At 51.9% G+C, this 12,468-nt stretch carries 17 protein-coding genes; 8 read left to right on the top strand and 9 right to left on the bottom strand.

Features of this window, described 5'->3' with window-relative positions:
* Position 1 precedes the first annotated feature (1 nt).
* The 3 genes from D8U18_RS05275 to D8U18_RS05265 all read left to right on the top strand — a co-directional run bounded on the left by D8U18_RS05275 (position 2) and on the right by D8U18_RS05265 (position 1,598).
* Positions 2-925 (top strand): Kiwa anti-phage protein KwaB-like domain-containing protein, encoded by a 924-nt coding sequence (locus tag D8U18_RS05275; RefSeq protein ID WP_131107198.1) that lies wholly within the window; start codon positions 2-4, stop codon positions 923-925.
* 92 nt (positions 926-1,017) lie between these two features.
* Entirely contained in the window at positions 1,018-1,299 is a 282-nt protein-coding gene (locus D8U18_RS05270; protein ID WP_131107197.1) for a hypothetical protein, read from the top strand.
* A gap of 62 nt (positions 1,300-1,361) precedes the next feature.
* A complete protein-coding gene (locus D8U18_RS05265; protein ID WP_131107196.1) occupies positions 1,362-1,598 on the top strand; it encodes an AbrB/MazE/SpoVT family DNA-binding domain-containing protein in 237 nt (78 codons plus the stop codon).
* A gap of 531 nt (positions 1,599-2,129) precedes the next feature.
* Here the strand turns inward: D8U18_RS05265 and D8U18_RS05260 are convergent.
* The gene (locus D8U18_RS05260) at positions 2,130-2,312 is read right to left on the bottom strand and encodes a DUF2934 domain-containing protein (protein WP_177434992.1); all 183 of its coding nucleotides are present in this window, start codon (positions 2,310-2,312) and stop codon (positions 2,130-2,132) included.
* Positions 2,313-2,378: 66 nt separating this feature from the next.
* Positions 2,379-2,798 (bottom strand): hypothetical protein, encoded by a 420-nt coding sequence (locus D8U18_RS05255; protein ID WP_131107194.1) that lies wholly within the window; start codon positions 2,796-2,798, stop codon positions 2,379-2,381.
* Positions 2,799-3,049: 251 nt separating this feature from the next.
* Here D8U18_RS05255 and D8U18_RS05250 point away from each other — a divergent pair, with 251 nt between their 5' ends.
* A complete protein-coding gene (locus D8U18_RS05250) occupies positions 3,050-3,271 on the top strand; it encodes a hypothetical protein (RefSeq protein WP_131107193.1) in 222 nt (73 codons plus the stop codon).
* Positions 3,272-3,492: 221 nt separating this feature from the next.
* Here D8U18_RS05250 and D8U18_RS28975 read toward each other — a convergent pair whose 3' ends face one another.
* From D8U18_RS28975 to D8U18_RS05235, 3 genes are all read right to left on the bottom strand, one after another.
* On the bottom strand, positions 3,493-3,783 hold the full coding sequence (locus D8U18_RS28975; RefSeq protein WP_131107192.1) for a hypothetical protein: 291 nt from the start codon (positions 3,781-3,783) through the stop codon (positions 3,493-3,495).
* A gap of 703 nt (positions 3,784-4,486) precedes the next feature.
* Positions 4,487-5,326: an alpha/beta hydrolase gene (locus tag D8U18_RS05240; RefSeq protein ID WP_131107191.1), complete on the bottom strand. Its 840-nt coding sequence runs from the start codon at positions 5,324-5,326 to the stop codon at positions 4,487-4,489.
* Between the two features lie 79 nt (positions 5,327-5,405).
* Positions 5,406-5,837, bottom strand: a complete 432-nt coding sequence (locus tag D8U18_RS05235; protein ID WP_131107190.1) for a DNA methylase — start codon at positions 5,835-5,837, stop codon at positions 5,406-5,408.
* 414 nt (positions 5,838-6,251) lie between these two features.
* Between D8U18_RS05235 and D8U18_RS28970 the strand changes: the two genes are divergently transcribed.
* Positions 6,252-6,476, top strand: coding sequence for a hypothetical protein (locus D8U18_RS28970; protein WP_131107284.1), 225 nt, complete (start codon positions 6,252-6,254; stop codon positions 6,474-6,476).
* A 1,130-nt stretch (positions 6,477-7,606) separates the two neighbouring features.
* Here the strand turns inward: D8U18_RS28970 and D8U18_RS05220 are convergent.
* A complete protein-coding gene (locus tag D8U18_RS05220) occupies positions 7,607-7,822 on the bottom strand; it encodes a hypothetical protein (protein ID WP_131107189.1) in 216 nt (71 codons plus the stop codon).
* 190 nt (positions 7,823-8,012) lie between these two features.
* On the opposite strand from D8U18_RS05220, the gene D8U18_RS05215 reads away from it, so the two are divergent.
* Positions 8,013-8,375, top strand: a complete 363-nt coding sequence (locus tag D8U18_RS05215; protein WP_131107188.1) for an NUDIX domain-containing protein — start codon at positions 8,013-8,015, stop codon at positions 8,373-8,375.
* A gap of 321 nt (positions 8,376-8,696) precedes the next feature.
* Positions 8,697-9,107 carry a hypothetical protein gene (locus tag D8U18_RS05210; protein WP_131107187.1) on the top strand — a complete coding sequence of 137 codons (411 nt, stop codon included), beginning with the start codon at positions 8,697-8,699 and terminating at the stop codon, positions 9,105-9,107.
* A gap of 76 nt (positions 9,108-9,183) precedes the next feature.
* On the opposite strand, the gene D8U18_RS05205 is transcribed toward D8U18_RS05210, so the two are convergent.
* Positions 9,184-9,459, bottom strand: a complete 276-nt coding sequence (locus D8U18_RS05205) for a DUF1652 domain-containing protein (protein WP_131107186.1) — start codon at positions 9,457-9,459, stop codon at positions 9,184-9,186.
* 388 nt (positions 9,460-9,847) lie between these two features.
* On the bottom strand, positions 9,848-10,012 hold the full coding sequence (locus D8U18_RS05200) for a general stress protein (RefSeq protein ID WP_131107185.1): 165 nt from the start codon (positions 10,010-10,012) through the stop codon (positions 9,848-9,850).
* Between the two features lie 662 nt (positions 10,013-10,674).
* On the opposite strand from D8U18_RS05200, the gene D8U18_RS05195 reads away from it, so the two are divergent.
* Positions 10,675-11,646, top strand: coding sequence for an MBL fold metallo-hydrolase (locus D8U18_RS05195; RefSeq protein WP_131107184.1), 972 nt, complete (start codon positions 10,675-10,677; stop codon positions 11,644-11,646).
* Positions 11,647-12,188: 542 nt separating this feature from the next.
* Here D8U18_RS05195 and D8U18_RS28700 read toward each other — a convergent pair.
* Complete coding sequence (locus D8U18_RS28700; protein WP_177434991.1) at positions 12,189-12,338, bottom strand: hypothetical protein; 150 nt, start codon at positions 12,336-12,338, stop codon at positions 12,189-12,191.
* Positions 12,339-12,468 lie beyond the last annotated feature (130 nt).

Below are 12,468 nucleotides of genomic sequence, written 5' to 3'. Positions count from 1 at the left end.
GATGGCTGCAGTTGAAGCGTTAAATAAGCTACGGGGTCTAGATCTGGTAAACGCTACAGTGAGCGTTTGGGCGTTCAAAAAGAGCACCAGCAAAACCGCCAAATTCCGAGCATCCTCGGTGGTTGCAACGCCCGAACTGGAGATTGAGCTCAAGCGAATTGCCCGACAATGGATCGATCGGTGCACTGAGGTCGATGATTACAGCCTCATTGCGACGATTAACGAGAGCTCCTGCCTCTATCTTGAATCCGATGAGACGATTTTCCCGCAGTTGGAGGATCTCGTCAGCAACCCACCCGAGGAGCATCTCATTGAGGCCATCTCGGATCTGGAAGGAAGCCTAGGCTATCTCATTCGCCTGACCATCGGCACGGACACGCTCCATTGCGTATGCCGACTTGGGAACGACTGGAAGGTGAAAAAACGGGCACATGTTCTTAACCTTGTGCTCAACCGCAACCAGCTCGACCTGGCAGGTGATGAAGCGTTCATCATTCCCAAACGGTTTGATTTCTTCGCTCTCAATACCGACATTTTTGTCACCAACAAAGGCAACTTCGAATCGATCCTGGAGTACAAAAAAACCTACGTCACTTCGTTCACCGAGCTACGGGCTGACGCAGGCTTTCAGGCCATCTTCTCTGACATGGCCGTCTTGGTTGACCATGTAGGCAGCAATACCATGCACTTGCGCAGGATGGCGGTGGTACAGGAACGTGCGTACTACAACGACGTAGCCTTCATGGAAAAATTGCGTCTAGTCAACCGTGAGCGGCAGTGGAACATAATATTCGACGACAATGGCAAGATTGTTCCATCCGACGAGTCGGTGCGCGCAATCATTCAAGTTCTGTTAAATCACCGGCTTCATTCGGAGCTGACCGGGCACGACTTTGACGTACCTTCGGCTAACCCTATCGCATGAGATGTTGCGGCCGAGTAGGCTTGGTACCTTCACCAACTGGTCAATGCACCAATCGAATAGTCAGTGCCTGGCTTCCGAATAGGAGTAAAAAATTGCTGAACCGTCCGGACAAAGACGCGCTCCGTGCACTGCTGGAGTCGCAAGTCCAAGAAAAACTACAGCACGACCCAGATGCGGTAACAACCTATGCGGCCCAGCCTGTACCAGACAGAAAACCGTACACCAGCAAACCCACGGTTCAGGACACGGCATTTCACAAAGAGCTCGAGCAGATGCGTGCAGACGCCGAGGCTGGAGTGATGCATACGCCTAAGCGCGAACCGGAGGACGGAGGCGCTCCTAGCCTTAAGCTTGATGATTATCCGGATCTGTAAACGTGCCACTGAGAATCTACAGGCGCGTACGGCTTGCCGGCTCATAGCAACGGAGACCACACGTGAAAAAACCACCAATGAAAATCGTCATCGAAGAATGGGATTGTGACGGTGCGATTCGAATTCCAGACGAAGCGCTGCAGGAACTCGAACTTGATGTCGGCGATGCTGTGTACCTGATAGAAGAATTTGTCGGCAACACGCGCTGCCTTGTCCTATCGAAAACGCCTCAGATTGCTAATCGAATAGACGAGTTCACTCAAGCCTGGGATAGCGCACGGCTTGGTAACGCCCCCTGAGAACTGAGACAGCTGCAATGCGTCGTGGTGGGCCAAATGTGAGTGACTCGCCAAAGGCATGTAAAGACTTGGGGTCGAGCCGGGCTTAAGCCCGAAGGAGCGATAGCCGTAATAGCTTTACTTCACAGCCGAACAAGGCGCCTATCGAATCTCACACAAGAACCACCGCTGCATTCGACCGATAAGATCGAGCACAGCGTTCGTCTCCACCCTCGTCCTCAGCATCTTCAGTGGACGCTTTGAACCGAGCCCTCAAGCCGGCGAGCTCATCATTCTGTTGCAGCGGCGACGTCGTCCTCGAACAGGAGCAATGCTTGCTCTATTAAAGCAATCGATGCGATCAAGCGGTCGCGTTCAACGGTGCTGAAGCGTCCCGTTTTTGCCCTACGTGCTCATGGGCGGGTGACCCGTTGTGCGTCAGCAGGAACAGCCAAATTGCCTACCCTTTTGGAGCGTCATAGATACCATCACCAACAGCGTAATCGCACGAGGTAAAACGTATCGGAAGCGGAATGAAGAACCCCGTAGTCATCAGTGATCAACGCGGCTGGCTTCGCCTTTTGCTGGCCACTCACCATCAATAGCTTGACGTGTGGCTTCTGCCTCAAGCTGTTCTTGCGCAAGTTGCCAATAGAACTCTTCAGCCCCTTCCCGACGACCATCTTTTTCCCACAACTCATATGCTCTTTCCCGGACTTTCGAATCGTCAATCATGGTCATTCCTCTCTGAGTCGCTACTTAATCCTGGTTCTTAAACTGGCTGATCCCAAAGGTATGGGCTCATAGCTCATCCTCAGCTTTGGCTAGCAGAGCGTCATCCGCGAGGGGTTCAAGCAGCGCCTCGGCAATCTCGCCAAGCTTGCCCAATGGGTGATCACAATTGCCCAGTAGTTCTGCTGTTGCAGTCTTGTCGGCATGTCCTCGCTCGGTGGTAATGATCAGCCAGCCCAGCGCCGGGGTATGCACCTCGTTATCAGCAAGACGGTTGTTCACGTACTCATCCACGGCGAGGGCGAACTCTTCAGCAGTCACACCTTGCTGAGGATGCATGCGACGTTGGAATGACACGCTGTTGCCGCGCAGAAGCTCTTCCGCTGCGTTGTAGAGCCATTCCGCTCGAGCGGCGTCCTGCGGGCTTTCGCTCGCTAGAGGGGGATGATGACGAACATGTTGTAACGGGGAAAAATGTGTTGTGTTCATGATCGTCTCCAGAGCGAGCACGAAGGTTTGTCGCGCGTGGCTGACTGCTGAGGAATTAAATACCTTATATCCATATTGACCGCAGACGTTGCGGCAGAGTCCATCGGCGATGCGCCCTTACGTCAGTCCAATCAGGCTGCCAAAACGATGCATACACACTCTCCAAACACCCTTTTACTGGTCGTCTTTGCCTTCGAACTTCACGGATTCCATGGTGATCTACCAAAGCACACACCTTATGGTCTTTCGTGATGAACGACATTCGCAAAACCCAAGCACTGGCAACATGGGAAAAACTGTTTAACCAGCCTGAGATTAGGATGGACGCAGAGGAGCAGTACGAGGCACTGCTGCATCTCGCGGATGAATTTGAAGATCAGGGTTTAATCAGTCCACAAGAACGAGGAAGGCTCCTCGAGAAGGCAACGGCCCTTTACGCACGATCTATCGAGGGTATAGGCGAAGGCACCTAGCGCTCGCCCAAATGAGCTCCCTTGGCCCGACAAAAGGCTCGAAATAAGTCGAACGTCAAATGCGGCCAGGACTGATGAGGCGCCGGACTGAGCGCTGCAACAGAATTTACTATCCGTCCTGAATCTCGGGAGAACAAGAAAGCAGCTTGGCTTATGGATGATGGGTCGTCACTTGACGCCTGATCAGATCACAGATGCCTACCAAGCTGCTGTTATGAAAGCTACGCTACATGCCTTTCTGTCTGCTTGAGACTAATCGCGATTCGCCGTGCACAGCCCACGCCCCAGGCTAAAGCACGAGTCATTGATTCACCCGGTCTGGAATCAAATGCCTCTTCATGCAACGCCATGCCGCTCGCCGCATACACTCCGATGAACATTTGGGTGCTTCCCGAGGGCGACAGCCTCACCTGGACGTCAATGAACGTGCCATCGTCTAATGTCTCATCGTGAGTCCGATGGTGAATTGCTGGATCAGCCCATTGCCAAAACACATCCCCACGAATTCGCATTCCGCATCCTCCTACGACTTTAGTCTTGGTTATCGGAAAACTCACCATAGCGCAGCGAAGCGGTGACGCAACGGGTTGCGTCAAGATTGATTGATAAATCGGATAATTGGCCATGATTCCTGTACGCGGTCAGAAATTCTGTACAGGTTATCCGCTCTTCTTTTCTAAGGTCGAGGCCATGAGAGATGTATGCCACAAACTTCTGGCATTAGGATCGATGGACAGCGTCAGTACCTCCATCAGAAAAATCTAAACCTTAGCCTGGCCCTGCTGGCCCGAACCATCGACTATAAAAAATGGCTCAACACGGCAGCTACTGCCAACCCGTGCTTATGCGATGAGAAGCACGGGTGCACCGCCATAAATTGTCAGGCAAAGCAAGTCCTATTCTCCTAATCGTCTCGTTTTGCCGGTACTTCTAGGACACCAAATTCCATGCACGGAAAGCAACCATACAAGCGAGATTCAGACTGTTAGATAGCGTATAGCTCAGTGGCTGACGACTTTATAACGCTGAACTCTCGATGCCACAATGTGAGTCGTATAGGAAAAATCACCTCGCCAGCTGCTCAGGGACGAGCTGATCAGGCTGCAGCCGGCGAGGTGAACAAGTAAACATTAGCTCACACTTTGAATATTCACTTCCGCTCGCCCACATCCCATGCAGGACAATCTCCAACGGCCTGCCAGCAGGCAACAGCGATCAATTCCTCTCGGATTGCAGCAGGCGTGGCTTGAACATGCCTTTGGCGATCATCGGCGCGGGCTCTTCATCACTGTGCTGCTGGCAGAGGAATTCGCGAATCAATTCTGCTGTTCGCCTAGCGCTGGTCACCACGAAAAAATGCCCCTCGCCCTCTAGGATGTGCAGTTCGGCACGGCGGATGGTGCGGCGCAGGATATGCGCGTTGTACATCTGTACCAGGCTGTCGCGGTCGCCGGCGAGGATCAGCGTGCGTTGGCGCAGACGAAACAGCCGGAGCAGGCTTGTCCAGCCGACTAATGCAGCAAGCTGGTGGTAATAGGTTCGCGGATTAACGGTGAGCATGCCTTTCACCACACCGAAGCGCAGCAGCGCCTGTATCGAATTACGCGAGCCTTCTTTCTTGCGCAATTTGGCGCCTTTGCTGCTGCCAAAAAAGTCCAAGATGTCGGCGGGCTTCACTAGCACTACCGGGCCGGCAGAGGTCGCTGCTAGGTTGAGCCGGCGAACCATGCTCGGGTAACGCAGGGCAAATTCTTGCGCCAATGCACCGCCCCAACTCACGCCAAACACATCGACCTTGTCGATTCCCAACTGCTTGAGCATCTCGGCGATCAGGTTTGCATGGCTCGGCAGACGCATTGGCCAGCGGGGCATTTGCGATTTGCCGACTCCTGGCACATCCAACGTAATGGTCGTGTAGTCCAACAGTTCATCGCGCAGGGGATCGAAGCTACGGATCAAACCACCCAGGCCATTGAGCAGGAGCAGCGGCGAGCCTTGACCGCAGATTGAAACGTTCACCTGCAAGTCTTTAATGGTCAGTTTGTGCGTTGCCATGGTTTCCCCTTGCTGCACGTAGCTGAGATGGAAATGGTGGATAAGGACTCCAATTCTTAGGCGAGCAGTTTCTGGGTGCTCAGAACAGCACGGCGGCTACTTCCCGCATGAAAATCTCGATGGTCTTCGGCCCGATACCTTCAAATTCGGACAGGCGGTTTTCGAATGCCTGACGGTCAGGGCTCGCTTGCACGATGTTGCATACCTTGCCGCCGTATTCACTGTTGAGCTTGTTTGCCAATGCGAGCAATCGCGACGCGGTGGTCTCGTCGTAACGCACGTAATGAGCCTGACCAAGCATCTCGACCAACTGACGGTGGGTGCAATGCGCGAGCTTTTGCGGTGTATCTCGCTGATGCTGATCGACGATAACCTGGTATGCCTTGGCCGCAATTGCACCCTGAATTCTTTTACCCATCAGAAAACTGGCAACCAGCCATTTGAATAGGGCAGCTTCGTGCGCATCTTGAAGGTCGATCTGCAGGTCTTGTGCGCTGATGGCTTTGTTCACCGGTTCATTCCTTCAAGCAATGACGTAAATCATGAAGTTAGACCCGGCACCACGGCGAACGCTCCAGAGCGGAGAGGTATTAATAAAGGAACCCCTATCGTTGCTCGGCGCCTAACGGTTGAACCCTAGAAATCGGGAATTACGAAATGCAAGTGTCCGATACAACCCAAGTCATGGAAGCGCTGTCGACCAACGAGGTAAACCTGAAGCTTCAGGAGGGTTGGTCATTGATATCCGTGGTTGTCACAACACATCCTAACGGCCAGCTACATCCCTGCTACATTCTGGGAAAATCGAAAGCCATCCCCAATCATCAGAACCCGGATTGAATAAACGCGGCACATAGCGATTGAGCACATAGAAAGGTGTCGGGAGAAGAGTTTGGCTTATCTGGATTCGGTTCAATGGCCAGCGATGGCTGTGACAATTCTCGCCGCCTGGTTGATAGGATCGCAGCGACCAGGACGGCGAATGACCGGGTTTATGTGCTTCAGTTTGAGCAACGTGCTGTGGGTGATTTGGGGACTGTACGCAGGGGCGTATGCGTTGATCATCTTGCAGGTCTGTCTCTCCCTGATGAACCTGCGGGGACTCAGGAAAAATTCGAAAGAAAAGGAAAATGAGCAGTCTCAGGACTGACGATATCCACCTCGACTGTCGCACAAACTGCATCGGTCTTGATGTACTGAAAATCACAAAATACAGATATGCGCATACACTGAGGGACGGAATAAACAACGTCGCCATGCTCTATCGCGGCTAAGGAATAAAAGTGCTCGTGAAATGGGAAAGTTTTCTCCCAATCGAGGGCTACGTCATAGTCGTTGAGGATGACGTGACGCTGCGATTTTTGATGGAAGAGGTTGTCATGGAGGTTGGCATAGCAGCGATTCCTTCGAGACTGCGGATGACGCACTGACCCATCTGTTACAAACACCGGAACAATGTCGCTTAGTGATCGCAGATCATGGCCTCCCTGGCCAGATTAAAGGCATAGAACTCATTGAGATGGTGAACTGCCGTTGGCCTGCGATCACATCAATTCTGACATCTGGCTACCTAATAGAGTCTGACGAGATTCCCGACGGCGCTATCTACCTGCACAAGCCTTGGTCACTGGATGACTTGATGGTTGCGATAGCGACGTCTTTACAACCGGGTATTCCAATTCATAAAGCCCGAATTCCCTGAGTGGAAGCATATTTGACTTGAGGCCGAGACACCGGATTCGAAAGCATAGTTATAGCTTATCAATCTCGTCAGCAGCCCCTGCCTATACTGTGGATCGGCCCATTTCCAGTGCTGATCTGCCATCAGACCGCCAACGGCTTCTGCGCACAACGCGTCACAGCTAACTCCCATTCTCGTGGCCGATGCAATGACAGCTAAAAGTGCTTGTTCTAATAGCTGCGTTCTATCGGGAAGCACTATATCGACTCCATAAAAGATGAAGGCGCATTATTAATCGATGTCAGTTAGACATCAAAAGGCGACGTCGTAGATTTAGTCCCTGCTCCACTGACTCCTACTCACGAACTCTACGCTCATTTGATTCGAAACTGACTTTGCGCGCAGTCATCTCACTACGAAGTTCGTTTATCCGATTGGCAATCGCCCGGCTAGACTGCAGGCATACTTCTGTCGCCAGCCGTAGCCGAATAGACGTCATAAAGGCGGACAATATGATGCGTCAAGCCCAATAGGCTTGGCCGGCTTCTCATGGTAGAAATCTGCCAAAAAGGTCAGAAGCATCGCTCAAACCCAATGCTCTACGTTGACAGGTCTGCTACCGATCGCGCGTAGGCCGCCGTTGCAATTTCGATCAATGTGTTGCGCTCTGATCTATCAATAATCCCTCGGCATCGATACTCGTCAGCAAGCTTCAGCAACTCATCATATCGCTGATCCCCACTCATCAAGGTTTCGGTGTCCGTCAATATTTCATGCCATTTGGCGTAGGCCAGCATTTTCGCTTCGTTGTACATGACCGCATGCTCCATCACCTTTATTCAGTAGATGACGCGTGCAACCGCGCGTTCATTGCGGTGGACGTATGGTGTCGCTTTGTCCGGCCAACAGGCCGTCGTTTTCTGGGAATTTTTGCAACGCAGCTCACTCATTAGCTCATAAGGAAGTAATGGGCGTCTAACAAAAACTGATTTGGGCAACCTCACGATGAAGATCCGAGCCACTGTCATTTGCGAGAAAGATAAGCAGGTCTTGCTCGTTCGCAAGCCGGCGTCAAAATGGGCCTTGCCTGGCGGGAAGGTAGAAATTGGCGAGGCTATCGCTGATGCCGCTGCTCGCGAGCTGCAGGAGGAAACGGGACTGAGCGCAAAGCAGCTTCTATACATGTTTGAGTTTGAAGCAGGTCGTACACACCACCACGTTTTTGAAGCCTTTGTCCTCCACGCGGAAAATGCGATGCCTCAAAACGAGATAATGGAATGTACCTGGCATTCACTGAGCATGCTTCATGAAGTGGACACAAGCGATGCTACGCAATCAATCCTTCGGTCATTCCTGCGCCGTCTTTGATCTTGCAGAAACTCGATAAAGACCCGTCGCCTTCTCGCATCGCACTACTACTCGCTATGCGTGGGCTTGCAATCCCCAATCGCTGACGGTAGTCGGCTAACGACAGGTCGAGCTCTATTGGCACGTTACAGCGACGTCGGCGGCCATTTTCTGCTTGGCCTGTGGTCGAATATGATTTCCGCTTGATTTGGGCCTAATCAATCGATTTTTTTAATAAAACCTCATTGGTATAACTCGAAAATCGCCTGGTCTGAATTTTTAGTGAGCCGACAATCGACGCCCCATTTTAGACTTGGGCGATCGCTAGATCATAGGGATGACTTGAAGGCAGAAACCATCATGTCGAAATATTCAGCCGAACAGATTATTGCTTGCCGCCGCGTAGCAATGGAGCAAAACAAAAAGCTGTTCGAGAAAGCGAACGCTATAAATCGCTCAGCCCTCGACCTCCTCGATCGAAGTGATTTTGATAGTGAAATGTTTCTGGTTTACTTAGAGCTACGAGAGAAGGCAAATAATCTATTTGTCGACGCTCTAGATCATATAACTTTATTGAATGAGCACTTTCCCTCACAGGAACAACGATATATATACAAATCAAAACACTCGTATCTGGAAGCTGACTGCGACAGTTTGGACTGTGAGGATTGCCGGGCACCAGATGGCAGAGTCGAATCGCTTGAAGCCTGGCAGCGCCACGGCACCGACTCGATCGACCTATTGAGTGGATGAACATGAACGACTTGAGAGTCTGCTGAACGCGCTCTGACTCTGTGCGAACCCTCAATTGCCGAGCGACATGATCCCATCAAATGCTCCTGCCGCTACGCTGTCCTTTTTCATGGAGGAATCGCGAGGCCTTCGTCACGGCCATCTCCGTACGAAGCTCACTAATCAGATTGGCAATGGCTCGACTCGATGTGAGATCAGTTGTCGACACGCCGGTGACCAACAGTTCAACTCGACCAGAAGAAGGTTCGAATACCTTAATCATCAGAGATCCATCGGGATTCACAGTGCAGCTGCAAGACAGCGGCGGGAAGCCGTATTCAATGATGTGTCGGATCTCAAAAACCGAAATCATGACAATCGTCCCCTAGGATCAAGATTTATTGAATCCTGCCTATTAAGAATAGTTGTGGAGCAATAGGAAGAGAGTGGATCGCGACCAGTTGCCTCCGCTTCCCCAGCACAAGACGGTTTCATCAAAGCGTCTTGCGTCTAGGATTTCAATGTATTCAAGCGGTTATAAAGGAGGGATCATGATTTGATCGAGAGTGGGTATAACAATGGTTGTCGGTAGCAGATATTCATTTCCCAGACATCGCAGATTTTTTGGTGACGTGGGCTCTTCGATGTCACTGTCCAATTGGCTCCACGAGATTGACACGATGGGTCTCATTGCATTGCACGGGCGGCACGTGAAGGCAACCGGCCTGCTGACGTAGGCATGTCAGCAGGTCAGCTGTTTTTCACCGTTCTCCGCGCGTTCCGCCATGGCTATGTTGCCCGCCGATTCGGGCTTTCTCGGACTTGTCAGTTGCGATATTGGCATTAGGCTCGCTTTTGCGCCCCGCCTCTTTGACTTTTTGAGGGTCATCGGAAAAGCCGTGATGCGGTTCTTGTCGTTTGGTCATGGCTGATCCTCCTTTTTTTTACAAACGAGTAGTTACTTCCATTGGAGCGACACCTAAATCCTTCGTCCCTATGGCACGACCAACGTGCATTTCCGGCGCTACAGCGCAAAAAATTGTGATGTGAAGGCGATCATCGTTATTCAATCCGCACTGTCGTTGTCCTGTGCCAGTGTTTCGGTACCGATTTCCGGTTCATCGTCCAATTGCCGTGTCGACGGTATTGATTGCACTGATCATTTTTTGAATCATTCGGGTACCCGGGCAAGCCCCGCGCGTCTTCTGGGGTTAGGCCGTTGTCGGCGGAGTCGACTTCAATCCCGGTCTGTCGTCGCATTAGCATCTTCGTCGCGATCGGCAGTGCCTAAAATGCAGCCATCATCATTCGGACGGCTTGGATCATTTTCTGGCAAATTTTGAGTGCTGGTTGAATGCGGTTTCATAGGGGTTTCCAATGCGCAGTAGTGGGGCTTCTTTGGAGTTACCCAGTGCATCCCAGTGCAAGACAAGGGACAAACGGCGTGGGTAAATGCTTCAGCAACCACCGGTGAAGTATTACAGAGCCAAATGCCCAATCAGCCTGTCGAAGTAATGAGAGTGGGAACAATGATTTTTTCCGGCAATTCACTCGCTGCCTGATTATCAAATCAATTGAAGAGTCGGCCATGGATCTCATATTTCTGGGTACTTCAGCAGGCGTTCCGACCCGAACTCGAAATGTGAGTGGCACCGCTCTCATAGAATCCTCTGGCAGGGGTTGGTATCTGGTGGATTGCGGTGAGGCCACTCAACATCAAGTGATGCGCACCCCATTGTCTCTACGAGAGCTACGCGGGTGCTTCGTAACCCATGTACATGGCGATCATTGCTTTGGCTTACCTGGCCTGCTGGCCAGTGCCGGCATGTCGGGACGTTTGGAACCACTCGATATAGTGATGCCGGTTGCGCTCCATCCCTGGGTGCGCCTCAGCCTGACCGTCAGCAAGTCCTGGCTGCCCTTCGAATTGCACCTGCACGCGAGCGAAACCTTCACTGGCTGGCAAAATGGGAAGGTTCAGGTCAACACCGTGGCCCTCTCTCATCGGGTTCCCTGCCATGGCTATGTGTTTGCCGAATCAGATCCTCATCCGCGACTGGATATTCAACGTCTGGAAGCCGAAGGACTTCCTCGTGGCCCGCTCTGGGGCGAGTTGTTGCATGGACGTGAGGTTGAACACGCGGGAGGAACATTTCGTGCGGAGCAATATTTGCGCCCTGCGCGTCCCGCTCAGCGCATTATTATCTGCGGCGATAACGATACCCCTGAACTGTTGGCAGAGGTGGCTGCGGGTGCGAATGTGCTGGTACATGAGGCTACTTTCACTCAGGCTTTAATCGATCACAATCGCGAGAATTACGGGCACAGCAGCGCCGCCGCCGTGGCGCGTTTTGCCGAGTCATCAGGCATTCCCAATCTGGTTCTTACTCACTTCAGTGCGCGCTACCAGTGCGATCCCGAGCGAAGTCCGTCAATCGAAGAAGTACACAAGGAAGCAGCCGCATACTTCAAAGGCGAGCTGTTCCTGGCGCGAGATCTGCAGCGGTATCACCTAGACCTGGATGGTCGGTTAAAAGTCGTCATGGGCCGCTTGGTGTAATGTCGATCATGTTCGGGGAATCAACGGCACCTGAAAAATAAAAAATCAGCAGCCTGTGCGGTAAAGTTGTATCGATAGCGGGTGGACACAAATGACCGTCGAGATTAATCCATCCACCAACACCTTGAAAGTAAAACACTGGAAGCACCTTGGGGAGTGACGCCAAGTTCACTGACATTCAAGTGCAAAAGCGGACGAAGCCTGAGGAAGGCGACGACATCCTAGAACATTATCAGCAACCTTGGAGTTGATAAGTTCGCGGAGAGAGACACCAAGCCCAAACGCGCATTGATTTTTAAGGGCACAAACGATTTTTTGCCGGCTTAGAAGGCAAAGGTGTGAAACCTGCGGGGTAAGCCTAGGTGCGTCTCCTAATCAATCGGGCCAATAGTGCGCTCCCATCTTCCTCGATTGAGGTGACCTATAGCTCGCCTTGTCGGCAGTCAAGCCCAAGGCTTGCGCAATTTGACGACGGCGGTGCTCCGGATCGTTGTCATCCAGTGGGTAAGATTTCATTGAACACTTCTCCTCACCAGGAGCTGTTACTTGCTCTCGTCAGCCTTGCCCTCTTGCATTTGCACAGAAGATTTGCTGCCGTCGGTATTGTCTTTGGTAGTATTTTTTGAGCTGTCAAAGCATCCCTGCAGCATAAACGCGCCGCAGAGCGTTAGGCACACATAAAGCTTTTTCATGACTGTCTCCTGGTAAGCGTCCGGCAAAGTCACCTTCTCGATCCCCGACATAAGGGCGATGGTGTCCACCTAAAATGGACTGACCCCAAAAAGTTGGACGATCGTAAATCTATACCTGAACAGATTGAGT

Source organism: Pseudomonas sp. Sample_10 (genome assembly GCF_004321495.1).
GTDB lineage: Bacteria > Pseudomonadota > Gammaproteobacteria > Pseudomonadales > Pseudomonadaceae > Aquipseudomonas.
Note: the sequence above shows the minus strand (reverse complement) of the source record. Positions and strands in the feature narration are given on the sequence as shown.

Excerpts from the sequence above, each read along its gene's own strand:
- D8U18_RS05275 (WP_131107198.1), top strand. The coding sequence starts at position 2 with ATGGCTGCAGTTGAAGCGTTAAATAAGCTACGGGGTCTAGATCTGGTA.
- D8U18_RS05260 (WP_177434992.1), bottom strand. The coding sequence starts at position 2,312 with ATGATTGACGATTCGAAAGTCCGGGAAAGAGCATATGAGTTGTGGGAA.
- D8U18_RS05255 (WP_131107194.1), bottom strand. The coding sequence starts at position 2,798 with ATGAACACAACACATTTTTCCCCGTTACAACATGTTCGTCATCATCCC.
- D8U18_RS05250 (WP_131107193.1), top strand. The coding sequence starts at position 3,050 with ATGAACGACATTCGCAAAACCCAAGCACTGGCAACATGGGAAAAACTG.
- D8U18_RS28975 (WP_131107192.1), bottom strand. The coding sequence starts at position 3,783 with ATGCGAATTCGTGGGGATGTGTTTTGGCAATGGGCTGATCCAGCAATT.
- D8U18_RS05240 (WP_131107191.1), bottom strand. The coding sequence starts at position 5,326 with ATGGCAACGCACAAACTGACCATTAAAGACTTGCAGGTGAACGTTTCA.
- D8U18_RS28970 (WP_131107284.1), top strand. The coding sequence starts at position 6,252 with ATGGCTGTGACAATTCTCGCCGCCTGGTTGATAGGATCGCAGCGACCA.
- D8U18_RS05220 (WP_131107189.1), bottom strand. The coding sequence starts at position 7,822 with ATGTACAACGAAGCGAAAATGCTGGCCTACGCCAAATGGCATGAAATA.
- D8U18_RS05215 (WP_131107188.1), top strand. The coding sequence starts at position 8,013 with ATGAAGATCCGAGCCACTGTCATTTGCGAGAAAGATAAGCAGGTCTTG.
- D8U18_RS05205 (WP_131107186.1), bottom strand. The coding sequence starts at position 9,459 with ATGATTTCGGTTTTTGAGATCCGACACATCATTGAATACGGCTTCCCG.
- D8U18_RS05200 (WP_131107185.1), bottom strand. The coding sequence starts at position 10,012 with ATGACCAAACGACAAGAACCGCATCACGGCTTTTCCGATGACCCTCAA.
- D8U18_RS05195 (WP_131107184.1), top strand. The coding sequence starts at position 10,675 with ATGGATCTCATATTTCTGGGTACTTCAGCAGGCGTTCCGACCCGAACT.
- D8U18_RS28700 (WP_177434991.1), bottom strand. The coding sequence starts at position 12,338 with ATGAAAAAGCTTTATGTGTGCCTAACGCTCTGCGGCGCGTTTATGCTG.